This window comes from Rossellomorea sp. QJM3NY_18 (assembly GCF_056173145.1).
Window position 1 is genome coordinate 930,597 of record NZ_CM149659.1, and the last position, 26,527, is coordinate 957,123.

32 protein-coding genes are annotated in these 26,527 nt (G+C 45.6%); 18 read left to right on the forward strand and 14 right to left on the reverse strand.

The genetic code is table 11. The annotated features are described in order from the left end of the window. Window positions 1-144 precede the first annotated feature (144 nt). A complete protein-coding gene (locus tag AC0VXY_RS04750; RefSeq protein ID WP_475527103.1) occupies window positions 145-834 on the forward strand; it encodes an alpha/beta fold hydrolase in 690 nt (229 codons plus the stop codon). Window positions 835-1,069: 235 nt separating this feature from the next. Here AC0VXY_RS04750 and AC0VXY_RS04755 read toward each other — a convergent pair whose 3' ends face one another. Both AC0VXY_RS04755 and AC0VXY_RS04760 read right to left on the reverse strand, forming a co-directional pair. Next, a complete protein-coding gene (locus tag AC0VXY_RS04755; protein ID WP_475527104.1) occupies window positions 1,070-1,540 on the reverse strand; it encodes a GNAT family N-acetyltransferase in 471 nt (156 codons plus the stop codon). Window positions 1,541-1,553: 13 nt separating this feature from the next. Continuing rightward, window positions 1,554-2,066 carry a hypothetical protein gene (locus tag AC0VXY_RS04760; protein ID WP_475527105.1) on the reverse strand — a complete coding sequence of 171 codons (513 nt, stop codon included), beginning with the start codon at window positions 2,064-2,066 and terminating at the stop codon, window positions 1,554-1,556. Between the two features lie 146 nt (window positions 2,067-2,212). Between AC0VXY_RS04760 and AC0VXY_RS04765 the strand changes: the two genes are divergently transcribed. Then, window positions 2,213-2,386: a hypothetical protein gene (locus tag AC0VXY_RS04765; protein WP_475527106.1), complete on the forward strand. Its 174-nt coding sequence runs from the start codon at window positions 2,213-2,215 to the stop codon at window positions 2,384-2,386. Window positions 2,387-2,553: 167 nt separating this feature from the next. On the opposite strand, the gene AC0VXY_RS04770 is transcribed toward AC0VXY_RS04765, so the two are convergent. Next, entirely contained in the window at window positions 2,554-3,048 is a 495-nt protein-coding gene (locus AC0VXY_RS04770) for a hypothetical protein (protein ID WP_475527107.1), read from the reverse strand. 120 nt (window positions 3,049-3,168) lie between these two features. Here AC0VXY_RS04770 and AC0VXY_RS04775 point away from each other — a divergent pair, with 120 nt between their 5' ends. The 6 genes from AC0VXY_RS04775 to AC0VXY_RS04800 all read left to right on the forward strand — a co-directional run bounded on the left by AC0VXY_RS04775 (window position 3,169) and on the right by AC0VXY_RS04800 (window position 6,068). Then, window positions 3,169-3,660 carry a GNAT family N-acetyltransferase gene (locus tag AC0VXY_RS04775; RefSeq protein ID WP_475527108.1) on the forward strand — a complete coding sequence of 164 codons (492 nt, stop codon included), beginning with the start codon at window positions 3,169-3,171 and terminating at the stop codon, window positions 3,658-3,660. After that, entirely contained in the window at window positions 3,650-4,189 is a 540-nt protein-coding gene (locus tag AC0VXY_RS04780) for a GrpB family protein (RefSeq protein WP_475527109.1), read from the forward strand. Before AC0VXY_RS04775 ends, AC0VXY_RS04780 begins: the two co-directional genes overlap by 11 nt. Continuing rightward, the gene (locus AC0VXY_RS04785; RefSeq protein WP_475527110.1) at window positions 4,186-4,782 is read left to right on the forward strand and encodes a hypothetical protein; all 597 of its coding nucleotides are present in this window, start codon (window positions 4,186-4,188) and stop codon (window positions 4,780-4,782) included. The genes AC0VXY_RS04780 and AC0VXY_RS04785 overlap by 4 nt, the downstream gene beginning before the upstream one ends. Further along, entirely contained in the window at window positions 4,763-5,074 is a 312-nt protein-coding gene (locus AC0VXY_RS04790; RefSeq protein WP_475527111.1) for a hypothetical protein, read from the forward strand. Before AC0VXY_RS04785 ends, AC0VXY_RS04790 begins: the two co-directional genes overlap by 20 nt. A 41-nt stretch (window positions 5,075-5,115) precedes the next feature. Beyond that, entirely contained in the window at window positions 5,116-5,562 is a 447-nt protein-coding gene (locus AC0VXY_RS04795) for a DUF1648 domain-containing protein (RefSeq protein ID WP_475527112.1), read from the forward strand. A 113-nt stretch (window positions 5,563-5,675) separates the two neighbouring features. Beyond that, window positions 5,676-6,068: a DUF3021 family protein gene (locus AC0VXY_RS04800; protein ID WP_475527113.1), complete on the forward strand. Its 393-nt coding sequence runs from the start codon at window positions 5,676-5,678 to the stop codon at window positions 6,066-6,068. 297 nt (window positions 6,069-6,365) lie between these two features. Here the strand turns inward: AC0VXY_RS04800 and AC0VXY_RS04805 are convergent, their stop codons facing one another. Continuing rightward, window positions 6,366-6,656 carry a DUF4190 domain-containing protein gene (locus AC0VXY_RS04805; protein WP_475527114.1) on the reverse strand — a complete coding sequence of 97 codons (291 nt, stop codon included), beginning with the start codon at window positions 6,654-6,656 and terminating at the stop codon, window positions 6,366-6,368. Between the two features lie 183 nt (window positions 6,657-6,839). Between AC0VXY_RS04805 and AC0VXY_RS04810 the strand changes: the two genes are divergently transcribed. The 5 genes from AC0VXY_RS04810 to AC0VXY_RS04830 all read left to right on the forward strand — a co-directional run bounded on the left by AC0VXY_RS04810 (window position 6,840) and on the right by AC0VXY_RS04830 (window position 13,620). Next, window positions 6,840-7,310: a MarR family winged helix-turn-helix transcriptional regulator gene (locus tag AC0VXY_RS04810; RefSeq protein ID WP_475527115.1), complete on the forward strand. Its 471-nt coding sequence runs from the start codon at window positions 6,840-6,842 to the stop codon at window positions 7,308-7,310. Then, on the forward strand, window positions 7,307-9,031 hold the full coding sequence (locus AC0VXY_RS04815; RefSeq protein ID WP_475527116.1) for an ABC transporter ATP-binding protein: 1,725 nt from the start codon (window positions 7,307-7,309) through the stop codon (window positions 9,029-9,031). The genes AC0VXY_RS04810 and AC0VXY_RS04815 overlap by 4 nt, the downstream gene beginning before the upstream one ends. Further along, on the forward strand, window positions 9,028-10,887 hold the full coding sequence (locus tag AC0VXY_RS04820) for an ABC transporter ATP-binding protein (protein ID WP_475527117.1): 1,860 nt from the start codon (window positions 9,028-9,030) through the stop codon (window positions 10,885-10,887). Before AC0VXY_RS04815 ends, AC0VXY_RS04820 begins: the two co-directional genes overlap by 4 nt. A 383-nt stretch (window positions 10,888-11,270) precedes the next feature. Next, complete coding sequence (locus AC0VXY_RS04825; protein ID WP_475527118.1) at window positions 11,271-12,644, forward strand: MDR family MFS transporter; 1,374 nt, start codon at window positions 11,271-11,273, stop codon at window positions 12,642-12,644. A gap of 151 nt (window positions 12,645-12,795) precedes the next feature. Continuing rightward, window positions 12,796-13,620, forward strand: coding sequence for an STAS domain-containing protein (locus AC0VXY_RS04830; protein ID WP_475527119.1), 825 nt, complete (start codon window positions 12,796-12,798; stop codon window positions 13,618-13,620). Window positions 13,621-13,742: 122 nt separating this feature from the next. On the opposite strand, the gene AC0VXY_RS04835 is transcribed toward AC0VXY_RS04830, so the two are convergent. After that, the gene (locus AC0VXY_RS04835; RefSeq protein ID WP_435992859.1) at window positions 13,743-14,573 is read right to left on the reverse strand and encodes an STAS domain-containing protein; all 831 of its coding nucleotides are present in this window, start codon (window positions 14,571-14,573) and stop codon (window positions 13,743-13,745) included. Between the two features lie 217 nt (window positions 14,574-14,790). Between AC0VXY_RS04835 and AC0VXY_RS04840 the strand changes: the two genes are divergently transcribed. Continuing rightward, on the forward strand, window positions 14,791-16,032 hold the full coding sequence (locus AC0VXY_RS04840) for an ATP-binding protein (RefSeq protein WP_475527120.1): 1,242 nt from the start codon (window positions 14,791-14,793) through the stop codon (window positions 16,030-16,032). Window positions 16,033-16,139: 107 nt separating this feature from the next. Here the strand turns inward: AC0VXY_RS04840 and AC0VXY_RS04845 are convergent, their stop codons facing one another. The 8 genes from AC0VXY_RS04845 to AC0VXY_RS04880 all read right to left on the reverse strand — a co-directional run bounded on the left by AC0VXY_RS04845 (window position 16,140) and on the right by AC0VXY_RS04880 (window position 20,063). Continuing rightward, complete coding sequence (locus tag AC0VXY_RS04845; RefSeq protein ID WP_475527121.1) at window positions 16,140-16,499, reverse strand: hypothetical protein; 360 nt, start codon at window positions 16,497-16,499, stop codon at window positions 16,140-16,142. 77 nt (window positions 16,500-16,576) lie between these two features. Continuing rightward, the gene (locus AC0VXY_RS04850; RefSeq protein WP_475527122.1) at window positions 16,577-17,011 is read right to left on the reverse strand and encodes an Hsp20/alpha crystallin family protein; all 435 of its coding nucleotides are present in this window, start codon (window positions 17,009-17,011) and stop codon (window positions 16,577-16,579) included. 24 nt (window positions 17,012-17,035) lie between these two features. After that, window positions 17,036-17,278: a spore germination protein gene (locus AC0VXY_RS04855; protein WP_224520951.1), complete on the reverse strand. Its 243-nt coding sequence runs from the start codon at window positions 17,276-17,278 to the stop codon at window positions 17,036-17,038. Beyond that, window positions 17,253-17,549, reverse strand: a complete 297-nt coding sequence (locus AC0VXY_RS04860) for a spore germination protein (protein ID WP_435994641.1) — start codon at window positions 17,547-17,549, stop codon at window positions 17,253-17,255. The genes AC0VXY_RS04855 and AC0VXY_RS04860 overlap by 26 nt, the downstream gene beginning before the upstream one ends. Before the next feature lie 181 nt (window positions 17,550-17,730). Continuing rightward, window positions 17,731-18,615, reverse strand: a complete 885-nt coding sequence (locus AC0VXY_RS04865) for a YitT family protein (RefSeq protein WP_475527808.1) — start codon at window positions 18,613-18,615, stop codon at window positions 17,731-17,733. Window positions 18,616-18,649: 34 nt separating this feature from the next. Then, window positions 18,650-18,787, reverse strand: a complete 138-nt coding sequence (locus AC0VXY_RS04870; RefSeq protein ID WP_475527123.1) for a hypothetical protein — start codon at window positions 18,785-18,787, stop codon at window positions 18,650-18,652. Between the two features lie 158 nt (window positions 18,788-18,945). Then, on the reverse strand, window positions 18,946-19,269 hold the full coding sequence (locus AC0VXY_RS04875) for a hypothetical protein (RefSeq protein ID WP_435992849.1): 324 nt from the start codon (window positions 19,267-19,269) through the stop codon (window positions 18,946-18,948). 164 nt (window positions 19,270-19,433) lie between these two features. Continuing rightward, on the reverse strand, window positions 19,434-20,063 hold the full coding sequence (locus tag AC0VXY_RS04880; protein WP_475527124.1) for a lysozyme inhibitor LprI family protein: 630 nt from the start codon (window positions 20,061-20,063) through the stop codon (window positions 19,434-19,436). Between the two features lie 143 nt (window positions 20,064-20,206). On the opposite strand from AC0VXY_RS04880, the gene AC0VXY_RS04885 reads away from it, so the two are divergent. Together AC0VXY_RS04885 and AC0VXY_RS04890 are read left to right on the forward strand one after the other, a co-directional pair. Continuing rightward, entirely contained in the window at window positions 20,207-20,566 is a 360-nt protein-coding gene (locus AC0VXY_RS04885) for a DUF3862 domain-containing protein (RefSeq protein WP_475527125.1), read from the forward strand. Window positions 20,567-20,677: 111 nt separating this feature from the next. Next, window positions 20,678-21,592 (forward strand): aminoglycoside phosphotransferase family protein, encoded by a 915-nt coding sequence (locus tag AC0VXY_RS04890; protein WP_475527126.1) that lies wholly within the window; start codon window positions 20,678-20,680, stop codon window positions 21,590-21,592. 78 nt (window positions 21,593-21,670) lie between these two features. Here AC0VXY_RS04890 and AC0VXY_RS04895 read toward each other — a convergent pair whose 3' ends face one another. Then, entirely contained in the window at window positions 21,671-23,869 is a 2,199-nt protein-coding gene (locus AC0VXY_RS04895) for a peptidoglycan D,D-transpeptidase FtsI family protein (RefSeq protein WP_475527127.1), read from the reverse strand. 125 nt (window positions 23,870-23,994) lie between these two features. Here AC0VXY_RS04895 and AC0VXY_RS04900 point away from each other — a divergent pair, with 125 nt between their 5' ends. Further along, window positions 23,995-25,266, forward strand: coding sequence for a S1C family serine protease (locus tag AC0VXY_RS04900; RefSeq protein ID WP_475527128.1), 1,272 nt, complete (start codon window positions 23,995-23,997; stop codon window positions 25,264-25,266). Window positions 25,267-25,565: 299 nt separating this feature from the next. Next, entirely contained in the window at window positions 25,566-26,453 is an 888-nt protein-coding gene (locus AC0VXY_RS04905; RefSeq protein ID WP_475527129.1) for a peptidylprolyl isomerase, read from the forward strand. Window positions 26,454-26,527 lie beyond the last annotated feature (74 nt).

The window sequence follows — 26,527 nt, forward strand, 5'->3', positions numbered from 1 at the left end:
ATAGTTCAAGATGAGCAGAGAATATTTAACTAACGGGAAAAAGAGTTTAAAAAGGAATATTCACACGTTCGCTGAATATATAGGTACAGAGATTAAATAAATCGGGTTTGATATAATAATACCTACCCTAGGAGATGATCAGAGATGGAAACACGGGTGTATCAAATTGAACTGAATGGACTCACTTTTCAATATCGCGAGAGTGGAGAACCTTCTGCCCCACCACTTGTTGCACTTCACGCGCTGGGGACAAGTGCAGAAACATGGGATCAAGTTGCTGCTGTATTAGGAGAAAAATACCGAGTTTTAGCTTTAGATCAACGGGGGCACGGTGGGAGTGCGAGAACTAGTACATACACTTTTGAACTGATGTCCGATGACTTGCTTCATTTTGCGAATGCTATGAAATTGGAACGGTTTACGCTAATTGGTCATTCCATGGGAGGAACAGTATCCTATCTTTTCGCGGAAACATATCCGTCAAGAATAGAAAGGTTGATTGTTGAAGACACTCCTCCTCCTGTTCCAGATAAGACGTTCGAAGTTCCTTCCAAACCTTCTGATCCCCTACCGTTTGATTGGCTGGTAGTGCCTTCAATTCTACAGCAACTTAATGAACCTAATCCCGAATGGTGGGAGCGTCTTTCGGACATTATTATGCCGACTCTTATTATAGGCGGTGGGTCCAGTCATATTGCTCAAAACAAATTGCAGGAAGTTTCTGAGCTTATACCGAATTGCGAACTGGTGACGATAGAAGATGCCGGGCACTTTGTGCATGATGATAATTTACCAGCCTTCTTAGCCGCCGTAAAAAGTTTTCTTAATTCATGAATTTCCAACGCTATCACTGCTAGCCTAATTCATAACAAACAAACGGGCGCTTATCTGAAACAAGGATAGCGTCTTATTTAATGTTATCAAGTATTGTGTAAAAATGTTTCGTTTTGAAATAACTGGTATTAAGCATGGCGATTGCAGCAAAGTGGATCGCCTTTTCTTTATGAGGAAGATTCTACTGTTACTTGAGGAGATGGGGGTCTGGCCTTTAAGCCTGACCCTTATTTTTTCAAAAATCCTTCGCCATAATACTAAATTGATAGTTTTCTCCCCTTATCTCATTTTCGAATGATCCCCGTTTTCTGAATCCCTCTTTCTCATACGTTCTGATCGCCCGTTCATTGAAATCCGCGACGGCCAATTCCAAATGGGAGAACTTCAGCCGTTCCCTGCCTTGTTCTATGATTGCTTGTACAAAGGCCTGGCCGTGTCCCTTTCCTGTCATGGATGGCTTCATCTGAACCCCGAGGACCAGGATGGTTTCCCCGTCTTCTTCCACATCATAAAACTCACAATTTCCTACAAGATTTTCGTTCTCGTCAACGACGGAAAAGGCTCTTTCCAAATGGACGCTCTCTTTCAATCCTTCGATTTTTTCTTTTTGGCTATTATTATTATAAAACGAATAGATGCCTTCATACGTCCACGTGATGAATTCGTGGATATCTTCCTGTGTCCGTCTTCTGATGGTCAGTTCCATGTTCATTTCCCCCTTAGGATTCCGGCTTTTTAAGCCATGCTTTCACTTTTTTATTCATCTCTTTTTCTAGTCCCCCGACATTCCCAATGTCCCGCTGAGCGGATTTGATGTATTTCGCCGGGAACATTTTTTCCAGGGAGGACTGGTACATACTGCCGTCTTGTGGTTCTGTATAGTCGATGACCGAATAGGTGCCGCCATCTTGTTTTAAGCGGATCACGGCAGGCAGTGAATGTCCGGATTGGGCCTCTAAACCGTTGGCTTGGTTGAATCCACCGTAATACGACCACATATAGATACTCAGGAACCCATCCTTTTCGCTCGTTCCATAGACTTTATGGACTTCAAACTGCTTTTCTGTGCCGTTGTAGGAGGTGGCGTACTTTTGGACAATATAATGAGAAATCGCCTCATCGATCTGCTGTGTGATCTGTTTGCCGCCATCCGTTAGATTCAGGTCTTGGTCATTACAGCCTGCCAGTAAGACTGCGCTCATCACTAAAATAAGGAATCGTAACTTTGTCAATAGCCTCATTGCTCCTTAGATATTTTAAAATAGAGGAAGCGGTAACAATGCTCATCCATTTTATCATATTGATTCATTTATTTTCCTTTTTTTACAATTAAATCTATGATATCTTCAAGTATAGTGATCGAAAAGGAGATATGCCTATGTCCACTGGAATCATCGCCTTACTTACGACGGTGACCTGGCTTGTCGCCATTCACGAGTTTCAAAAACCTGAACGACATCAGAATAACCGAATCATCATTATTTCAACGGCGTCAGGGTCATTGCTCACGCTGGTTTTGACGGTTTCGCTGTTTCAGAGTCTTTCTTTTTAACAGGCAGTGAGTTTTATAGATTTTCAAAACCAGTACATTAAGATATGGTTTTAAATAATCTCTAGTTGTTGTTGGAGGCTGTTCATGTTGGAGTCTCAAAAGATCGTTAGCTGTTTAGTGGTGCGTACCCCTGGAACATTTGTCGTTCCGGGGGCACGCACCCTTTTCTATTTTTTCACCCGAACAGCCGTCTGATAACGTTCCTTTATTTCTTCCATAGACAAAAAGGTAAGATTGGCTCCGATACCATCAGGGTCTTCGATTTTCATGAGATTCATGTACTTCACCATCATGTCTGCAGAGATTTTTATCCTATATCTCTTAGTAGGGTCTGGCCTGTCGATTACTGCGGGTTTAACCTTTCCATCTTTATCCACGAAGACGGTTGTTTCCGCGACATTCTCATGCTCTGGGTCTACTTTATAGGATTGTATTTTCCCCAAAAGATGATTGTCCGAGTATGGTTGGATTGTGATGGTTAGAGGCGTCTCTGGTGGAAGGGTGGTTTCTGTTCGGACGAGGAGCTTGGCGCGCTTTACGTATACGTGTGCGTCCATCGTGAAGTTGAATTGGGCTTTTTCTGTTGGGGCGAAAATAATCACCCTGCATCCACTCAATACGAAACAAGTAATCAGTAAGAAGGATAAAACAAGACGATTCAACGATATCACCGCCTCTTTGAAATACCCCTATTTTACCATAAAATATCTCTTATTTTCCTTTTTTTACAATTAAATTTATGGTATCTTGCAGTAGAGTGCCTGAAAAAGGGGAGAGAACGAATGAACATATTATCACTAGAAAAATTACCGAGAGAGAAGATCACCGCTTTTTTTAACCAGCATTGGGGAAGTGCGAAGATGGTTATTTCAAGCGGGGTTTATGACTGTGCTGATTTAGATGGCTTTGCCGTTTTGAATAGAAATCTGGTAGTCATTGGCTTGATTACATATGTGTTTAAAGATGCCGAATGCGAGATTATTTCACTTGATAGTTTGGAAGAAAAAAAGGGGATTGGCACCTCGCTTATGGAAGAAGTAGAAAAGGTGGCTGCGGAGAACGGGTGTAGACGCATCACACTGATTACGACGAATGACAATCTGCTGGCGCTGAAATTTTACCAAAAGAGAGGCTTCAGGATATCGACTATCAACCGGGATGCCGTGGAGAAAGCGAGACGGCTAAAGCCTGAGATTCCGATGATCGGGAATAACGGGATTCCGATTCGGGATGAGATTGAACTGGAGAAGGGTGTGACGGGTTATGAAAAATAGTCACTGGCCAAAATGGGCTGTGGAATCGATAGAGGTCGTTCCTCCAAATCCGGACTGGATCGATGCGGGAAGAGCAGAGGTACAGGAACTCATGCAGCGTTTAAGTCCCTTTGGTGTCAAGGAAGTCGAGCATGTGGGAAGCACGTCGATCCGCGACCTTCCGGCAAAACCGATCATTGATGTGATGGCGAAGATTCCGTCCTTTGATGAAGTGGAAGAGGTCGCGGGAAAGCTTGCTGAGGATGATTGGCATTATGTGCCGGTGGAGCTTGATAACCGTCCGTGGAGAAGATTTTTTATCAAGGTTGAAAATGATAGGCGTGCCGCCCATTTACATCTCATGCTGGAAGGGGAACTGAGGTGGGACCAGCAGCGGTTATTCAGGGACCAGTTGAACGGGCACCCTACTTTGAGGGAAAAATACGCAGAACTGAAAAAAAGTCTGGCAAACCAATTTCCTGACGACCGCGAAGCGTATTCGGAAGGGAAAGCAACATTTATAGAAAGAGTATTGGGGGAAGGAAAATGAAGAAAAACATACTGATGATCATGATACTCGCCATAGGATTCCTTTTAATGGCCTGCAGCGGTGGAAAGCAACAAGTGGTGGAACAGGCACAGCCCGAACAGGAAAGCGAGAGCGGGGAAGTTGCATCAGGAGAAACGGAAGAAGAAGTTGATACAGTAGATTTAGTAGAAGCAACGTCCCAAGATCAATCGGATACTAAGGAAGATCCACTTTCTACATACCCTTCAGAAAAAATCGAATACGCCCGCGTCTGGCTGCAGGTGATCGGGAATGGAGACGTTGAAGAACTGAACGTCCGACAGATTTCAGCCGGAGAGCAGCTGAATCCTTATGATGACACCAGCGTCGCGTATCCAGAAGACGTCATCGTGTTAAGCGGCAAAGCAATGGCAGATGGAACCGTCACGTATAGCGGCAACGGAGACGGCACGATCAATGTGTACGATGTGCCATCACACTGGCCGAGCAGTGAACAGATAGAGGAGTCGATGGAAGAGTATACGCAAGGGATTGTGGATGATACGGAGAAGGTTTCGGTTGATGCGGGGGATGAACAAGAGGTTGTGGAATTGATTGGGAAGATTAGTGGATAGAAGGATTTTATTGAAGAAAGAAGCTTCAGTGAAAATATGGAATACTCTTCGGGACATCTCTTTGGTTATCATCCTGTTCATTTTTATAAGGTATTTATTTGATGAAGATCCTTTTAATGACCGCATTGGGTGGTCTGTGATGATTCTTTTTTGGACCTTTAAAGGTTTGTTTGATGCGGTTGAAGATAGAAGGAAAGATAATAAGAAGTCGATGATTGCTAACATTGTCTTTGTCATTGCTGGGTTGGGTATCCTGGTTTGGCAGGGAATTCAATTTTTTCTATATAAATAATGCTGGGGGCGGGTGAGGGGAGAACAGAGACGTTTAAATGGATGCTAGTAATCATCTCAACTACTATTCTTATTTATCATGTATTTCATTTGTTTTCCCTGTGGTCAGAGATTCCGAATACAATCCCTATTCATTTTAGTAAAGGAAAGCCTGATCATTGGGGGTCAAGATACTTTCTGTTTATCATGCCTGCTGTAAGTTTAGTAATCTGGTTTCTTATTGGTTTAGTAGTCAAAAAGCCAGAGAAGTTGAACTATGTGAATTTAACAGAGGAAAACAGACAAATACAATATGTGAAGGCTGAAAAGGGAATGGCGGTCATTCAGTATCTTGGCTCTCTAGTCTTTGTATGTGCTAACGAAGCAACTCTGAGAAATGCAGTGGGAATGGAGTCGGGTTTGCCATATTCAATTGCAATCATGCTAATGGCTATATGTTTTTTTGCACCAATGTATCATTTGTTCTGGGCGGCAATGTTGAAGTATTAATAGATGAAATTAGTATAAAGAGCCACGGTACCTGTCCCGGTGGTTTTGGAAGCAAGAGAACCGTCCCCATGCTTCACTATGCTTCAATACTTTTAAGAAGAGAGAGGAAATCGATGAATCTACTAAAAAAAGGATTAATTAGAGGTCTCATCCCGTTTATTCTTTTCACCGTCACTTCGCTGATATGGACGCAATTCGAAGGGGGATCAGCGATTTCAAAGAGTCTCTTATTTTACGGTCTGATCGCTTTTTTCCTCGGGGTGGCAAGCGTGATTTATGAAGTGGAACGATGGAGCTTCATCCAACAGATTGCGGTACATTATGTGGTCATGCTGCTTACTGTTTTCCCGACGTTACTCCTGGGTGGTACTTATCCAATTGATTCATTTAGGGATTTAGTGAGCGTATATTTCCTTTTTAATGAAATGGGGCTGATCTTATTTTTGACTACATATTTTATTTTTAAATGGCGGAATCGGCTGTATATAAGGAAGCAGGGCGAATAGAATAGTAGATCTAATAAAGAAAATCCGACAGGGCGGCATGATTATTGGATTTCCCGCATGAATAATCTGAATCCGGCATGATTTTTTTGTGAGCTGCATGATTATGCTTTATCCCGCACGAATAGTCCCATTCCCGCATGATTCATATATAACCTTATTTTATAGAAGCACGTGGACAGTTCCTCTGCTTCCTAAAAGGAAGAAACCCTGATTCTGCTAAATAAAAGAGAAGAAAAGAACCGGCCCCACCAGGAAAATAACAAAGGGAACGTCCAATAAAGAGGTTCCCTTATCTTTTCAAGAAGAGATCATACTCGAAAATGTCATATACGGCATGACCACCCAGCAGATCGAGAACACAATGCCGGCCAAACTAAAAATGATCCCTAAAATGGCCAGATGCTTCCCCTCCAGGCCACTCAGTTTGACTTCACTCCGCCCGATCATTCCAAGTAGTACACCCACCAGACCGAGAATCGCCCCCACAATGGGAAATATCACCATCACGATGGATAAGATCCCAAATAAGATAGACGCCACGGCTTTTCCATTCAAGCCTTTTCTCTCTAGCTCGTTCCCATCATTCATTCCTCACTCCTCCTTATGAAAAGTATATGATTCCACCATGGTAAAACGTGAGGGACGGACCTCCATACCTATCCATATCTTGTCGAAATCATCCCTTTGACTATCTCCCACAAAAAGAATAGAATAAGATAGTTCCATTATGAACAGTTCATTATATTAACCATTAGAAATGAGGGCATAACAATGGATAGTCAGCAGATCACTCCTGCTTTGCAATTATTGCGTTCATTTTCACGGGTGAATAAGACGATGATGCGGTTCGTCCAGAAGACGGCTGCAGACAACGGATTATCGGTCCCGCAATATACGATATTGGTGACGATTGCCCCTGAGCGAGAGCTGACTCAGAAGACAATCGGGGAGAGGACCCTCCTGCCGAAAAGCACGCTCAGTCAAGCCGTCGACGGGCTAGTTCAGGCAGGGTACCTCCACCGGCAACAGGTGGAAGACAATCGCCGGGAAATGCTTCTTTCCCTCAGTCCACAGGGGGAGACGATGTTAAAAGGGATCCACAAACAGGAAGGCAGCATTCACCAGCTGACGGCCGGGGCGGTGGCGACGCTGTCGGAAGAACAGTTTGCCGGTCTCTTGCAGGCCCATGAGCAGATTGCCGACTATTTTGATCAAAAAGAGAAAGAGGAGGATGCCACATGATCAAACTTCTGAAACACTTATCGGCGTATAAATGGATGATCGTGGGGATCTTCGCGCTGATCTTCATTCAATCCATGTCGACGCTTTACTTACCGACCCTCATGGCGGACATCATCGACAAAGGGGTCGTCGTCGGGGACATCCCGTATATATGGAAGATTGGCGGTTTCATGCTCGTCGTTTCCGCTCTCGGTGCGGTGGCTTCCATCGTTGCGAGCTACTATTCTTCTAAAGCAGCCGTCGGGTTGGGACGAGATGTCCGCCGGAAGCTTTTCTATCATATTGAAAAGTTCTCGCTGCAGGAATTTGATGAAGTGGGGACGGCATCCCTCATTACGAGAACGACGAATGATATCACCCAGGTGCAGCAGGTCGTGATCATGCTGCTCCGAATGATCATCAGTGCACCGATCATGCTGGTCGGCGGGATCATCATGGCGGTGTTGATGGATGCGAAATTATCCCTGGTCATTATCCTGACGATGCCGGTATTGGTCGGGTCGATCCTGCTGATTTTGTATAAAGGGATTCCATTATTTCAAACCGTCCAGAAAAAATTGGATCAATTGAATCTCGTGCTCCGTGAGAACTTGACCGGTATCCGGGTCATCCGTGCCTTCAACCGGGAACCGGAAGAGAAGGAGCGCCTGAAGCGGACGAATCATGAACTGACCGATGTATCGATCAAGGTGAATAAAATCATGGCCTTCATGATGCCTGTGATGATGCTCGTCATGAATATGACTGTTGTCGCGGTCATCTGGTTCGGAGGGATCCGGATCGATAACGGCGGGATGCAGATCGGAGACTTGATGGCGTTCATTCAATATGTCATGCAAATCATGTTTGCTTTAGTGATGGCGTCTATGATGTTCGTCATGGTGCCGCGTGCCGATGTATCGGCGAAACGGATCAACAAGGTGCTTGAAATGAAGCCTTCTTTTGAAGATAAAGGAACGAAAGCAGCAAACATTCAACAGGGGACGCTGGAATTCGACTCTGTCACGTTCCATTACCCCGGTGCCGAAGAGCCTGCCCTGTCTGGTATCAGTTTCACAGCACATCCCGGTGAAACGACGGCCATCATTGGCGGGACCGGCTCTGGGAAAACGACCCTCATCAACCTGATCCCCCGATTTTATGAGATCGCGAGCGGGACGATCAGGGTCAATGGTGTGGATATAAGGGAAGCTTCTCAGGAGGAAATCCGGTCAAAGCTTGGACTTGTCCCGCAGAAGGCGACTCTTTTTACCGGAACGATTGCGGAGAATATTCGCTTCGGAAAAGAAGATGCGAGTGATGAAGAAGTGGCGGAGGCGGCCCGGATCGCTCAAGCGGAAGAATTCGTCAGCCGGATGGACGGAGGATTCCAGGCAGAAATCGAACAGGGCGGATCCAATCTCTCCGGAGGTCAGAAACAGCGATTGTCGATTGCAAGAGCCCTGGTCCGGAAGCCGGATATCTATTTATTTGACGACAGCTTCTCAGCCCTCGATTACAAAACCGATGCCAGGCTCCGTGCCGCATTGAAACAGGAAACCGTTGATGCAACGGTGCTCATCGTCGCACAGCGGGTCAGTACGGTGATCGATGCCGACCGGATCATCGTGTTGGACAAAGGTGAAGTGGCCGGGATCGGAACTCACCGGGAGCTGCTTGACACCAATGAAGTGTATCAGGAAATCGTCGCATCACAGCTTTCAGAGGAGGAATCGGCATGAGTAAAGATCGTAAACCTCAAAGAGGCGGAGGACATGGAGGATTCGGACCGGGTGGCGGCAACATGATGATGATGGGGCAGAAGCCGAAGAATTTCAAGGTCACCTTGAAGCGGCTGCTTGGTTATCTAAAGCCGCGCCGTGGGCAATTGATCGCTGTTCTATTTGCCGCGATCTTAAGTACCGTCTTTGCCATCATCGGCCCGAAAATCATGGGGAACGCCATCACGGAATTATTTGAAGGCGCCTATGCGAAGTTCAAAGGGGTGCCCGGTGCCGGGATCGACTTTGAAAAAATCGGTGAGATCCTGTTGTTGTTAGCGGGACTCTATGTATTCAGCAGTATTTTTAATTTTATCCAGCAATATATCATGTCGAGCGTCGCCCAGCTGACGGCGTATGACTTGAGGGAAGATGTGAATCAAAAGATCGAGACGCTTCCATTGAAGTATTATGATGGACGTGCGAACGGGGAGACTCTGAGCCGGATGACGAATGACATCGATACGATCAGCAGTACGCTTCAGCAAAGTCTCACCCAGTTCATCACGTCGATCGTGACGATTGTCGGGATCATCATCATGATGCTATCGATCAGTCCCCTGTTGACGTTGATTTCGATCGTGAGCTTGCCGGTTTCCGTGTTTGCGATTCGTCCGATACTGAAGCGGTCCCAGAAGCATTTTGCCGATCAGCAGCGGACGCTTGGACAGTTGAATGGCCATATTGAAGAAATGTTCACCGGACACCAGGTCGTGAAAGCGTTCGGACATGAAAAAAAGGCAGGCGTCCAGTTCGACTCGGTGAACGATGAATTGTATGAAGCGGGAAGCAAAGCCCAGTTCATCTCAGGGATCATCATGCCGATCATGATGTTCATCGGAAACATCAGCTATGTGCTGATCAGTGTCGTCGGGGGGATCCTTGTTACGAACCGCGCGATTTCCATCGGGGACATCCAGGCGTTTATCACATATACACGCCAGTTCACCCAGCCGATCACCCAGACGGCAAACATCGCGAACATCATCCAATCGACCGTGGCAGCGGCGGAACGGGTATTTGAGCTGTTGGATGAGGAAGAAGAAATGAAAGAAGAAACAGTCGCGCACTTATCCCGTCCGAAAGGCGAGGTGGCGTTTGAACATGTAAACTTCGGATATGGCGAAGATTTGTTGATCAACGATATGAATATTGACGTAAAGCCCGGTCAGACGGTTGCGATTGTTGGACCGACGGGAGCGGGGAAAACGACTCTGATCAATCTGCTCATGCGTTTTTACGAATTGAATGATGGGAAAATCAAGATCGACGGCATCGATACGAGGTCCGTCCCTCGAAGTGAATTGAGAAGGAGCTTCGGTATGGTGTTGCAGGATACGTGGCTCTTTAAGGGGACGATCCGGGAAAATATTGCGTACGGGAAGACGGGTGCTGCGGAAGAGGAAATCATGCAGGCGTCCGAGATGGCCCATGCGGATCATTTCATCCGGACGCTTCCGGAAGGCTATGATACGGTCCTGAATGAGGAAGCATCGAACATCTCACAAGGACAGAAGCAGCTGATCACCATTGCACGGGCGATCCTCGCCAATCCTCCGATCATGATCCTGGATGAAGCGACGTCAAGCGTCGATACCCGGACAGAGCTATTGATCCAGCAGGCGATGAACCGCTTGATGGAAGACAGAACGAGCTTTGTCATCGCTCACCGACTTTCGACGATCAAGGATGCGGATTTGATTCTTGTCATGGATCAGGGATCTGTGATTGAACAGGGGAAGCATGCAGAACTTCTCAGGGAGAACGGTTTTTATGCGGATCTGTATAATAGTCAGTTTGGTGAGGTGGCTGGATAGGGGTCACCCTCTTTCAGGATAGAAAATGGTGGTGTCGGTCCTCTGATGAGCTTATCGGGGTTCCGGCATCTTTTTTTGATCAGGTCTCTCATATAAAGAAAATTCGACACGGTGGCATGAAAATCGTATTTCTCGCATGATTCTTGTCAATCCCGCACGATTGTTTTGAATCTCGCATGATTATCTCAAATCCCGCACGATGATGCCCGATTCCCGCATGAATGATGCGAAGCGATGAGAGGGAGGCCTCCTGGGAACTCCATCTCCTGTCTTTTACTCTCGTAAGTGATAAGATGGAGGTGAGATTCTCATATATTTTTCAATAAAAACGGGTCTTATTCTATCATTTTCATGAATTCACATAAAAGAAAGGGAAAAGAAAAATGAATCAAGAAACCAAACAAAAATCCGTTGTATTTGCTCTATTAATCGCCACGTTCCTCACGGCTATCGAAGGAACGATCGTCAGTACGGCCATGCCGAAGATTGTAGAGGATCTGGGCGGAAGTGAGCTATATACATGGGTCATTTCGGTCTACCTATTAGCCATTGTCATCAGTACACCCGTCTTTGGGAAACTGGCTGATTTATTCGGAAGAAAGATTATGTTTACCATCGGTGTCAGCATCTTTCTGGCCGGTTCCATGCTTTCGGGATTGTCCCAATCGATGGAACAGCTGGTTCTGTTCCGATTGATTCAGGGGATTGGAGCAGGGGCGCTCACCACGCTGCCGTTTACCATCATCGGCGATGTGTTTACCTTTGAAATGCGGGCCAAAATGCAGGGCTGGATGAGCAGTGTCTGGGGGATCGCCGGCATAACGGGACCCCTTGCCGGAGGTTTTATCGTTGATACCATTTCATGGCATTGGATCTTCTATATGAATCTGCCGTTTGGTATCGTCTCTCTCTTCCTATTATGGACGTCGTTAAAGGAAAACATTGAAAAGAAGAAACACAAAATAGACTATAGCGGGATTTTTACGTTTGCCGTCAGTATTACCGCTTTTCTTTATGCTTTGACTCTTTTAAAGGAAAAAGAGCACATGACAGGTGGAATCCTCACGTTACTGATCGTGGCTGCCATTGGGATCAGTGTGTTTCTCTGGATTGAAACCAAGGCGGAAGAACCGATGCTTCCACTGACTCTGTTCAAGAATCGCTTTATCACCATCTCGACGATTGCCGGTTTCCTCCTTGGCTTCATTCTGGTTGCCGTTACGTTCTATATCCCTTTATGGGTCCAGGGCGTCACCGGTTTAAATGCCACCATGTCCGGTGTGACGATGCTGCCGATGTCGATTACCTGGCCAATCGCTGCAGTGCTGTCAGGTAAATTGATGGCGAAAACCTCCATCGGACGAATCACCGTTATGGGAATATCCGTCATAACAGCGGGATGTCTCGGGTTGGTGTTATTTACGGAACATACGATCGTTCCGTTGATGATGGTGGTCACCGCCGTCATTGGCTTTGGTTTCGGTTTGTCCCTTACAGCCTTCACTGTGGCCGTCCAATCCTCCGTTGAATGGAAGGTCCGGGGAGCCGCCATGGGGACGTTCAATTTAATGCGAAACCTCGGCCAGTCCATCGGGATTGCCGTGTCCGGCCTATGGCTGAGTGATCAGTTAAGCGGCCACGTATTGGAGTCAAGCCTCCACACCGTCTTCATGCTCCTCGTAGTATTAGCACTATGCGCCATCGTGACAGCAGGAGTCTTACTAGGCGAAAAAGGGAAACAACTTTCATTGAATTAGGGAAGCATGGGGACGGTTCTCCTGCTTCCAAAGGGGAAGCACCAGAACCGTCCCTCTGCTTCTTTTTTGAATTTCCTTCCTTTTATAGAAGGATTTTTATTAGTAGAATCGAATAAGGGATATATTCAGATAAAAAAAGGAGCGAGTCAAGATGAGTAACAACTACCTGAATAAGGAATGTGTAACGGATTTCCTTAAGGAAAATAGAGAGGATTTTCAGCAGAAACTATTATCTGAAGCTGTAACTGTCAGCAGCAAAATCAATGATATTCTTGAAAAAGGAAACATAGATCTGTTAAAGAATGCAGAAATAGTCGCTCACTATATCGTTGAAAATAGAGAAGAAGAGCTGATTGAATTTGCTAAAGTGGAGGGAGTTGCCTGGGCACAGCATTCTCTTACACTTGCATTCAAGTTGGAATGGGTCCATGCCATCAGGAGAACATTATGGTACTTCCTTTATCAATATGATAAGCAGAATGAAGAGATTGAATCTCAACGAAAGACATTCTTCGACTTGGAAAAAAGAATTAATGACAACGTGGACCAATTCCTGAATAATTTCTTTATCCGTTACTCGGATTACAAAGATGCACAGCTGTTGTCGCAGAAAAAACTGGTGGAAAATCTATCAGCACCGATCATCCCGGTCAATAGCACCATTGCAGTATTGCCGTTGATCGGAATGATCGATTCTTACCGCGTCAATGCATTAGAAGAAAAAGTGTTGATGGAAATCAGTTCGATGAAGATTCAAACCCTTATTATCGATCTATCGGGTACTGCCGAAATGGAACTGGATGTCATTTTTCAATTTAAAAAGATTCTATACGGAATCAATATGATGGGGTGCAAAGCGATCCTCACAGGGCTGCGGGTAGAACTTGTCAGAAATATTGTGGATTCCGGCGTGGAAATTGACAATATGGTAGAGATAAAGGGAACATTACAGCAAACTCTGAAAGAACATCTGTAAAATGCCGGGGGACGGACCTCCCACCAGCACCAAAACAACATCCAAAACCAGAAAATAGAGGTCCTTCCCTCCAAAAACCCCCGGCTGTCCAATAATGGCAGCCGGGGGTTTTTGATCTGTTATTAGATTTTTATATTCAGGAATTTTTCCAGTGCGATGTGGAGGCTTGGTGTGACCGTTATGGTGGTGGAATCGATTCCCAGGTGGGTCATGGTCTGGGCGATTTCGGGTCTGATGCCGGATAGGATGGTTTCAATTCCTATGAGGGATAAGGCGTCCACCACTTTGAAAATACGATCGGCTACCATGGTATCGATGATCGGCACTCCTGATAAATCGATCACCATGTATTCCAGAGATAAGTCACTTCCTTTTGAGAGTGCTTTGTCCATTAGCTCTTTAGCTCTTTGGGTGTCGATATCCCCTATTAATGGAAGTACCCCTATTTGCTTTGATATTTTAATGACAGGGATGGACAATTCTAACGCGGTGGCTTCTGCCGCATTGATCCGTGTATAAAATTTTCTGGAATAAGACATGCTTAGCCAATGCACGGCCCGGTCGACCACTGCATCAAAATTTGAGAGCAGGTCATAAAATTGATCATATGTTAAATGGTGACTCGAGGCTTCATCTTTGATGATCCGCCCGATCAGATTTCGGTAGTCTCTTACTTCATTGAGAGCAATCTCCAATGGAAGATTGAAATTAACCAGTGTGTCGACGGCCTCTGCTCCCCATTCTTTTAGGAGTTCGAAGGTTGTATCCAGGTCAATTTTGATTGAGTTTGCATAAATGTCAATGATATTTTCACGCCAGCTATGAAGCTGAGATTCGATATTTTTGTATTGGGTGGATCTTAGGTTGTTTTTTTGAAGAATCAGTTCTTGCTTTTTACTCATTATTTTATTGGATATTGCATGTGTGTATTCGAGGGTCATTTGGTCATTCATCTCGTCCAATACACTCCTTTGTGGTTATTTACCGTTATTATCATAACACATGCAAGAGTGTCAGGGACGTAATGGGGCTATTTGGCAACATGAACTGACACGAGTGGAATCTTCCTTTATGTTACAAATCTTGTCGAACCTCCTCGTCTTGGAAAGGATTTCCCGGGAAAGTGTCGAAGAAATTAGAGTAGATATTTTTTCCTGAAGGAGATTCTGTATGGTAGAGACGGTGCATCATTTAATTTTACATGTGGTATTTATCCTGTTTACGATTCTTCTTTTTCAAATGTTCACGAGTGAATCGGATAGCGATACGAGAGGTTTTCCCGTTCCATTCTTTCTGATGAATCTACTTGTTCTAGTGTTTACGATGGCATTCCCCGAGGTTTATTCAAGCGGATATGTATATGATTTTAAAGTGATTCCCGTGATTCTTGCCTTTCTCTATGGAGGGAAGAGAGTGGGGATCAGTACGTTTGTCGCCATGCTCGTCATCGGCTGGTTCACAAATCATGTTTGGACCTTTCTGCTTGTGAATTATGCGATTTACAGTGTGCTGCTGATCCCTTTATCTAAATGGTATAGAAGGTTAACCCGGAAAAACAAAATGCTCCTGGTTTCCGGTTTTTATTTGTTCATTCCGGTTACCAGGTCCCTTTATTTACTCACGCATCATGAAACGGAGCAGCTTCTGTTTATGGCAAGCTCCACTTTCATCATATGGATCACGTTGATTCTGTCGATTTATCTAATTGAAAATCACCTGGAACAGGTCAGGGTCAAAAAAGAGCTCATCAAAGCAGAAAAGTTTAACGTCGTCAGCGAGTTGGCGGCATCTGTTGCCCATGAAATCCGGAATCCCATGACGACCGTCAGAGGGTTCATGCAACTCTTGCAGAGAGAAACATTAACGGAGCAGCAAAAGAGCTTCATCGACATCTCCATTCAAGAACTTGATCACGCCCAGGACGTCATCAATCAATACCTTTCCCTGGCAAAGCCCCAGACGGAAGAATACGAGGTGTTCAGTCTGAGTGACACCATGAATGAATCCGTTGATGTCATGTCTACGTATGCGGTGATGAACAGCATAAAAATCAATAAAAATATTGAAAATGACCTGATGATCAGGGGAATGAGGTTAGAGGTGAAGCAGGTCCTCCTCAATCTTCTGAAAAATGCCATCGAGGCAGTGAAGGAAAATGGGGAAATCACGGCAGCTGCGAGTCGCCATCCTGACGGGCGTATGCTGATCATCGTTCAGGACAACGGAACCGGCATGCCTCCGGAACAGCTCAAGGTACTCGGGAGGCCCTATTATTCCACGAAAGAAAAAGGAACGGGACTCGGACTCACGGTGAGTTATCAGATTGTGAAGCGGATGAAGGGGGAGATCAAGGTGGAAAGTGAGCCTGGTGTGGGAACGACATTCAAGGTCTTTTTTCCAGGTAGTACATAAGAGGGACGGACCTCTTGCTTCTTAGCAAAGGTCCGGAAGCATGGGGACGGTTCTCATGCTTCTAAAATAGTGACAACGGAAGCAGAAGAACCGTCCCCGTGCTCCCTTTAGGAATTTGTTCTGGATGTTACATTTACTTTGGGAGAGGGATGTGTGGATGGTGTCGTCTGATTAACATGGGAAGGCAATGCTTCTTTGCTGACAGGAGGTTTTAACTTGTCATACGTGGTTCCGATGTATAATTGTCCCTTCAGGTCTTTAATGCCAAGATTCCCAAAGTTATTACTCAGGTCAGCGTGATCAATGTTTACATTTTCAATGGATAAGTGCTCAATCACTATTTTTGCAGGTTCCTGCTGGCACGAGATCGTGTCTTTGGCGTCTGTTGCTAAGCCCTTTTTCAAGGATTGAATTTCCTTTTCGAGGGCCTGGATTTTATCTTTCATCTCATTTTGCTCAGCATTCATGCTTTTTTGAATGTATGAAGTTAGTTTTTTCTGAAAGTAAGTATACAACATGTTCTCACATTCTTTTTAGTATTTTTTCACTGTGAGCCTCCGTGTAATGAAACGTCTTCTATTTTCCGGGGGTAGGCCACTTGAATGAGGCCATTGAGAAATTGGATGTTGATGGACTTAGCCTCGGCCGGTTCCGGGAGGGGAATCGTTCGTTCAAATTCCCCCGAGAACCGTTCTGCTTTGACTTCCATTTCTTTCGGGTATACGGGTCTGATCATCCCTTTTATGAGAAGCTTCGTATTGGAACTCAATGAAAACTTAATATCATCTTGGGTGATCCCCGGGGCATCCAGGATGATGCACACATGGGACTCGTTCTGATACACGTCATACCGGGGGAATTCGTCATCTGTAGAAAAGAACTGGGAAGGGTTATTGTTTTCGAATACGCTGTTCCAGAAATTATCGCTTTTGTATTGGTTGGTCAGTTCCAGCCATTTTTTCATTTTTTCCATATCCATGGATTATCACCTCTTATGGGACGCCTAAACTTGAACGGTATAAGGGATGGCCGGGTTGGCGATTTGGTCTTGGTCGCTGACGTCCGGATCGAGTACCCCTGTATTCATCTGTGAGCCTGTAGGTGAGAAATCACCGAATGAAAAGTTGGCTCCGAATAATTTCGCGTTGGCGGTATGACTGTTGTGAACCGTCGGACCGATATCGACATTCCCGTTCTGCGTAACGCCATTGACTTTGATATTAAATATGTTGATCTGATACGGCATGTGGATCCTCCTCTTCGGTTTCTCTTTGGTCAATCGGTACAGGAACAGGGACCGGCAAAGGTGCTCCAGCATTTACTGAATCCGCATTGCCTAAATCTGATTGATCGTTCACATCAGGATCGATATATACATTTTCCATCATTGATTCTGTAGGGGAGGTATCACCATAGGAAGAGTTGATTCCCTGGGACTTATTATTCGACGTATGACTGTTATGGACAGCTTCTCCAATGGTGATCGAACCATTGCCCGAGACGCTATTTACCTTCATACAGTATAGGTTTACTACAGTCTGCACAGTTTCCCACCTCTTTTGTCTTTGGGATACTATATGCTTTCATCAGCCCATCCGTTCGACCCTTTATGAATTTATTCGGGGAGTGTACATAAGGGCATGAAAGAAAGAAGGGAGCGCCGACACTAAGTCGACGCTCCCTTTCTCACCACTATTTTTAGTGGATGTCCTTCTTTTTAAATCTTCCCCCGCGTACTTCATTGATATCTGCGACAGCAAGGAAAGCCGTGGGATCCAATTCTTCCACAATCGATTTTAATTTGGCTTCTTCCAGTCGGGTAACGATGCAGAAGATGACTTTTTTATCGTCCCCGGAGTATCCGCCTTCCCCTTTTAAATAGGTGACACCGCGTCCGAGGCGGGCAAGTATCGCTTCACCGATTTCTGTGTCTTTATCACTGATGATCCATGCCGATTTCGATTCATCAAAGCCGTCGATGACGATATCGATGGTTTTAAAGGCGATGACATAAGCGAGAACGGAGTACATGGCACGATCCCAGCCGAGGACGAAGCCTCCCCATGTGAAGATGAATACGTTAAACAGCATGATGAATTCCCCAACGGAAAAGGGGAATTTTTTATTTAAAAGGATGGCGAGGATCTCACTCCCATCAAGCGCCCCTCCATACCGGATGACAAGTCCCACTCCGGCACCAAGGACAATCCCGCCAAACACGGTGGCAAGCAGCATATCCTGTGTGAAGGCGGCCACATGGTGAAGGTAATTCGTTGCTAGTGAAAGGATCGAAATCCCGAGTATCGTGGAGATCGTAAAGGTCTTTCCAATCTGTTTATATCCCAGAAAGAAAAACGGAATGTTCAGGAAGAAAATGAAGACACCGAGACTGATGCCGGTCAAGTTATAGAGAATAATCGAAATACCAACGATTCCTCCGTCCATAATCATATTCGGAACAAGGAAGACCTCGATCCCGAGGGCCATCATGATAGCCCCTAAGATGATGAAAAAGCCTCTTTTCGCAATCTTTAATCTCGTTAGCTTCGGGTGTTGCAGACCCGATTTGATCTGTTGTTCTATTGTTTCTTCAGTCAAAATATGTTCCTCCTGCCTTTTATTCTTTAAAGTCAAAAATGGCTGTAACATCTTCCCATTTAATGATCATATCCCAGGAAAATTCCGGTATGAATGAAGAGAGGGAATTCCCTGAAAGCTCTGCCGTTATAAACATGACGCCAAAAAAAACAATCAAAAACACAGCACAAAAAAGATAACATGCTAATGATTCCCTAACATATGTGTTCTTTTTCATAAGACCCTCCAAACGATTATGACGAAAAACGCCAATTTTAATAAACCCTATTCTTATAGAGTTTTCGAGTGAGTATGTGAATGAAAGGGAAACATAGTTTAAGAGAGGTAATTGGATTGAGACATGACAATTTTAATGAAACCAAAAGAATCTGGAGAAATGTCCATGGCTAAATACCCCGTTGCATGTGGGGAGGCGAAAGATTTCAACTTCTCACTTAAGAAAATTTTACGAGGTACCACACTATCAACATGATGAGGGAGCGAAGAGGGGGGAGAAAGCAAAACATCAATACTTGTCAGATGTGAATCATCCGCTTTTAATACATCCTCATCCATATTGCCATTGTGATATTCCAACCCGTGTGGATGCTGGAAACCGATTAAAATCAATAGTAAGAACCATATTGAAGCTTTTTTCATCCTTCCCCACCTCCTCTCCATGTATATGTTCATTATATCATAGGAGCCGTGGGGACAGGCCCTTTGGTAACTCGTTTTTGAAATCCCTGATGGGGAGGAAGAGATGGTTGTGAAAAATTAGAAGGGCTGGGGGGCTAAGTAAAACCCCACCCGATCTCTAACTCTTATTCTGTCATATACTCCTCCACCAACTCATAACACCGATCTTTAGTGGATTCATACAACGAAATGTACCAAGCCACATTTTCGAACGTGCCGCCTTCATACTTCAGTCTTTCTTTCTCCGCCTTCGCTTCTTTTTCCTCAATCCATTTCACTTGCTCCGCTTTTAACTCAGCCATGACTTCTGGAGACAGCTCTTTTTTCAGAAGGGCATAGATCTCATTCAACGCATCATCATATTTTTCGTAAGATACTCCGTAGTAGTTTTTCATGGCGTTCGTGACACCTTCATCTGAATACTTCTTATCCGGCATGGCATCCAGCTCTTTCTGGAGGTTGTCCAATTTTTCTATGTATGCCTGTTTTCCTTCCACCTTTGTGACGGCAGGTTGCTGTACCGGGCTATCAGGACTGCTCTCTTCAACGGATGTCTCATCTGACTGAGCCTTTTCGTTTTCCTCTGTTGCCGGGGTCTCTTCTGTCTGTGAATCATCCGAATCAGTACTTGCTGCAGCCGCTTCGGATTCAGGTTTACCAGCGGCGTCCTCATCAGAAGATTGACTACAGGCGGAGATTCCGACGAAGACCATCGCTGATAAAGTCATGACGGTCAACCAATTCCTTTTCTTCATTTTTACAGCTCCAATCTATTATAAAAGTGCTCACTTGGATTATTTTAACATAAGCAGATATTTCCTTCGAACTTACTTTCCTTTAAACTAAAATGAAACTTTTTCCAGTTTAGACCGTAAATGTTAAAAAAGGGGAGTGGAGTATGAAGATTAAAAAAGTCAGTACCTTTTTCATCATGTTACTCGTCGTAGGTTTATCTGCCGTCATCCTGAGTGGCTGCCGGATTGGGGGACCAACAAATGAAGCAAAAGAAACCATCGTAGAAGAAGAGCAGGAGGAAACGCCTGAAGCGACACTTGAAAAGTATAACCAACTGGAAAAAGGGATGAGTTATGAGGAGGCAACAGATATCTTAGGCTTTCCTGGGAATCCGATGTCTGATGAGAGTAGCGACAGTAACAATAAAACGTATGTCTGGGATGGGGAGCAGCCAAAATCCTTTATTACTGTTACCTTCCTGAAAGGGAAGTTGTCAACGAAACAACAGGTAGGGTTACAGTAGGGAATCATTTTTTAACATTCTCAGTTCGGTCCTCTTTCTGGTAAAATTAGGTTTATGAATCTAGTAAACTTAAATGGAGTCGGGGGACCCATGGCTCACTGGAGGTGCCACATGCTTGATATTCAAACGGATTACGTGTTTAAAAAAGTCGACCCGATCAACAAGGGCTGGTCGAGTGATAAGAAATATTTTGTGGAAACGGAGAGCGGGGAAAGGCTGCTGCTCCGTACGGCGGATCGTTCTGAGTATGAGGGTAAGAAGAGCGAGTTCGCGGCAATGAAGCGATTGGCTGACAAAGGGATTCTAATGTCTGTGCCACTTGAGTTCGGGTTGTGTGAAAACGGCGATCAAGTGTATTCGCTCTTTACATGGTGTGAAGGGACTGACGCGGCTGAAGTGCTGCCTAAGCTGACGGATACAGAGCAATATGAGCTCGGCCTGAAGTCGGGGCGTTATCTCCGGGAAATCCATTCCACTCCTGCACCCGCGGATCATGAAAAGTGGGAAACGAAGTTCAATCGTAAAGTGGATAATAAGATCAAACAGTACCATGAGTGTCCGCTCAAGATCGAAGCCGGCGATCTTATTTTAGAATACATAGAGACAAACAGGCATCTTCTTCGGGGGCGCCCGCAAACGTTCCATCACGGTGACTATCACGTGGGGAATATGGTCATTTCAAATGAAGGGGAGCTTTCCGTCATCGATTTCAACCGCCATGACTTCGGGGATCCGTGGGAAGAGTTCAACCGCATCGCCTTCAGTGCGTCGGCGAGTCCCCATTTTGCCACGGGACAGCTGAACGGCTATTTCAACGGTCGTCCGCCGGAGGATTTCTTCAAGCTCATGGCCTTTTACATCAGCAGTAATATGCTCTCGTCCATTCCGTGGGCGATGAAGTTCGGTGAAGAGGAACTCGCCGTCATGAAGAAGCAGGCGAAGGAAGTGCTGGGCTGGTTTGACGGGATGAAGAATCCGGTACCGACGTGGTATGTGGAAGACTTTTATAAAAAATATAATGGATGAGCCACGGGACCTGTCCCCGTGGCTTTTCTCAAAAAGAGAGGCCCCCAAGCAGCACGTTCCGCTCGGGGGCCTCTCTTTTCATTTATTCGCTCTTTCCTTTTTCAATTCAAAATATTTATCCATCACCCGTTTGGAAATGACTTTATTGATGTAAGGGTCATGCTTCTGATGGGACCATGGGACGACGGTTGAAAAGGCGATTTCCGGATTGTTGAATGGTGCGTATCCGATAAGAGTCGTGTTGTAGGTTGGTTGTGCACTCTCCATGTCCGGTCCTTTGTAAAATGCTTCTGCTGTTCCTGATTTCCCCGCTGCATTGTACGGGGCATCTTTAAATAGATTGGCCGTACCTTCTGGACCGTGAAAGACCCGGTAGAACCCTTTCTGAACGTGTTCGATTTCTTTACGAGATGCATCGATCCGGTTCAGTACCTCTGGTTCCTTCTTGTACACGACACTTCCTAACCTGTGTGGCTGGTTCGAAGGTTCACGTACTTCTTTTAACAAATGGGGCTTTACGCGTTTTCCTCCGTTTGCGATCGACGATACGTATTGAGCCAGCTGCATGGGGGTGTACGTGTCATACTGTCCAATCGCAAAGTCAAGGAGCAGTCCCGGATGTTCAGCGGTTCCTTGATATCCCGGAGATTCCCCGGGAAGATCGATTCCTGTCGGCACACCCAGTCCCATTTGGGCAAAATGCTCCCTGAAGGTACGGAATGCGTCACCTTTCAGTTCAATCGGTGCGTGAGGGACGTAGCGGTTCCCGGCAATCCGGAGAGCCACTTTCCACATATACGAGTTAGAGGATTTCTCGAGCGCATAGAGGTCACTGATCGGTCTCGTTTGATTTCCCCATACATTGAACCATGACGTTTTCTTAGGCGTTCCTTTAATGTAGAGGGGTTCATCCACAATCATTTCCCCCGGTTCGATATGATCCGTCATATAACCGGTCAGGAGTGTTGCCCCTTTGACAACGGAGCCCGATTCATAGGACGACGTGTATGTCCCTAATGAATAATCTTCGAATTCGATTTCCCCGTTTGGGTGGATTTCCTTCACTTTCTGACCGACCATCGCTTCGACTTCCCCTGTGTGAGGGTCCATCATGACGACAAAGGCACGGTCGAGATAAGGAGATCCCTTTGTACCGATGTGCTTCGATAGTTCTTCTTGGACGATTTTCTCGATCGCTTTTTGCAATTCGACATCAATGCCGAGTACGAGATCTTTTCCGCTTTGCCCCTGCTGGATGACCTTCGTGCCAACGACCTGCCCGTCTTCTATGATGTTTTTCACTTTCTTTTTCTGACCATTCAACAGGTCTTCATACTTTAATTCCAGGTAGCTGGTTCCCACGCGGTCATTCCGGTTATATCCTTCTGCCAGATATTCCTGGAGCAGATCTTTAGGGATCCCTTCCCTGGTCGACGACACGTCTCCAAGCACGGAACGGAGAGTGTGGTCAAGGGGATAAGACCTGGTCCAATCCGTGGTCACGTTCACCCCGGGCAGATCATCGAGATGTGCACTCACCTGTGCATATTCCGTGATGGTCACCCCTTTATTCTTCACGATTTGAGGGGAAAGGGCGTAACCTTTGGAAATACTTTGATAGATAGCGAGAACTTCATATTCTTCTTCTGAAAAAGAAGACCATTCCTTTTCACCGATGCGCTCAAGCTTCAGTTGATAAATCTTTTGATCGGCTTCTTTGGTTGAGAGATCCTTCTCTCCCTGAATGCGATCGACTTCGGACGCGGAGACCTTCTTATCCGCCTTTGAAGGATTCATCAAGATCCAGAAATCCTTTTTATCACGTGTCGTGAGTGAATCGGTCTCAACGTCAATCATATCGGCCAGCTTCCTGGACACCTTCATCAATTCTTCCTGACTCGAATCCGACGTCCGGGTGAAAGTGATGGCCCTCTCTGGTTTGTTATCGACAATCAACTTCCCGTTCCGGTCATATATGCTGCCCCTCGGCACGGGTGAATTCACCGTCAGGCTTTCTTTCTTCTCAACCACCTTCTCATAAGATTGTCCGTTCGCGATCTGAACCATCCCGAGCCTGACAATCAGCGTGCTGAATAAGAGAAACACGGTGACAAAGAGAATCTTCATTCGCTTCGGCAGTACCATTTTCTTTATTTGTTCTGTTTTGTTTTTTTCTTTCATAAGATCACCATTTAATATATTTGACTTATTACAATTAAAACAAAGGCATGACAAAAACCCAAGGGATATGATGAATCGTTCACGAAATCGTTTCATTCAGTCCCTCTTCCAAAAAACTTCCCATCCTGTACACACATTGTTAATAGTTTCGTAACATTTACCCTCTAAGATGAAATCAACAGCAAAGATTAACTGACAAAATCAATCGAGGAGGAAAAAACATGTTTGAACAAGACAATCAAAATGAAGAAATGAAACATACGGAAACAAACGATACAGAAGTCACTCAAAAAGAAGAAGTGCAACGGACTCCGAAGCAGAAGAAGCCGTTCAAAGGAAGGGGATTGCTTAACACAGTTGGTGCGGGTATCATCGGTTCGGTCCTGACGCTGACGGTATTGCCTCAAACGGACTACTATCAGGACCTGGCTCAGCCGGGCGTCGAGCAGTCTGCAGATAACGGACAAGCAGACTCGGAGGCGAATTCAGAAATCACGCCCACATCGGTTTCAACCGGGACAAGCGGCGATATAGCGGATATTGTGGAGGATGCTTCTGAATCCATCGTCGGAATCGTCAATTATCAGAATCAGAGCCGAATGGGAGCAGGAGAGGCGACTCCTGCGGGGACAGGTTCCGGCGTTCTTTTTAAAAAAGAAGGGGACAGTGCTTTCATCATTACGAACAACCATGTAATTGAAGGTGCATCCAAAATTGAAGTCTCTCTCTACGACGGGGAAAAGACCGAGGGTGAGCTCATCGGAGCGGACCCGCTGACGGATCTGGCAGTCGTGAAGATTGACGGGAAATATGCAGACAATCTGTTGGAAGTCGGCGACTCGAGTGCTCTGCGCGCCGGTGAAAAGGTCATCGCCATTGGGAACCCCCTTGGACTCGACCTATCACGGACTGTGACACAGGGAATAGTCAGCGCAGTCGATCGGACGATTCCCGTGCAGACATCTGAAGGGAAATCTGAACTGAACGTCATCCAGACTGACGCAGCGATCAACCCTGGCAACAGCGGAGGGGCGCTTCTGAACTCAAAAGGTGAACTGATCGGGATCAACAGCGCGAAGATCTCGAACTCCGGTGTAGAGGGACTCGGGTTTGCGATTCCAAGCAAGGACTTCATGCCGATCGTCAGCAAAATCATCAAAACAGGCAAAGTGGAGCGCCCGTATATTGGGATCGGGATGAAGAACCTGGCAGATATCCCTCGTTCGTACTTACCGAATCTGCCTCAATCCGTTGAATCCGGAGTGGTCATCGCCAATGTCGATCCAACCTCCGCAGCAGCGGACGCCGGGATCAAAGAAGGGGACGCGATCACCGAGATGAACGGCAAGTCGGTCGAAAATGTCGCAGACCTGAGAAGACAGCTGTACGACGGCCCGAAAGTCGGGGATAAAATAGACCTGACCATCTACCGTGACGGTAAAAAAATGACGGTGAGTTTGACTCTTACTAGTAATGCGATGATGAATGGGTGAGGCTTGAGGTTGTAGGGTGCCTGGTACCAAACGAGTGGAATGTACCAGGTACAAAACGAGTGGAATGTACCTGGTACAAACTTGGTGAGGTGTACCAGGTACAATTAGAGCGAAATGTACCAGGTACAAACAGAGCGAAATGTACCAGGTACAACTAGAGCGAAATGTACCAGGTACAAACAGAGCAAAGTGTACCAGGTACAACTAGAGCAAAATGTACCAGGCACAAACACACCAAAATGTACCAGGTACCAAAACAACCACACTATAAATAAATGAACATAAAGGAGTACGAATAAGTGACTAAGAAGAAACAATCAATCACATTATGGAGTCTTATCGGAGGCGTTGTCCTCATTGGATCGCTGCTTGCGGTGTTTGGATTTTCCAAAGAGGATGCAGTCGCCAAAGTGGGAAGCGAGTCCATCAGTAAAGAGGATCTGTACACGACGCTTGTGGATCAATACGGGGATGGCGCCCTGGACACACTGATTGCCGAGAAGATCGTGAAGCTTGAGAGTGAGAAGAAGGATTTAACGGTCAAAGATAGTGAAATTAAGAAAGAACTGGAGAGTATCAAAGGGCAATATGACAGTGAAGAGGCATTCAATGAGGCTCTCGCTTCAAGCGGAGCGGATCTCGATAGTGTCAAAGAAAATATCAAGACGTACCTGTTGACGGAGAAGCTGCTGAAGGACCGGATCAAGATCACGGATGATCAGATCAAGGAATATTTCGAAGCGAATAAGGATACGTTTGCACAAAAAGAGCAGGTTGAAGCCAGTCATATCCTGGTGGACGATGAAAAAACAGCAAAAGAAGTGAAGAAGAAACTCGATAACGGCGGAGATTTTGCCGAGCTTGCGAAAGAGTATTCCACGGATACGTCGAATGCCGATTCAGGCGGGGAGCTTGGTTATTTTGGCAAAGGTGAAATGGTGGAAGCGTTTGATGATAAGGCGTTTTCTATGAAGAAAGGCGAAATCAGTGAGCCGGTCAAGACGGAATTCGGCTACCATATCATCAAGGTGACGGGCAAGAAAGAAGCGAAAGAGGCGGTCCTTGCCGATCATAAAGATGAAATCAAGGACATCCTGTTTGATCAGGCCCTTCAGACGGAGTATGGAACGTGGCTTTCTGAGAAGAAGAAAGAGTATAAGATTGAAAATACATTGAAAGATTCATAAACCGGTCATGGCCATCACGGTACAGTCGAAAAAGGACCTCGCCTATCAAACTGAAAACTCAAAGTGAATCATTA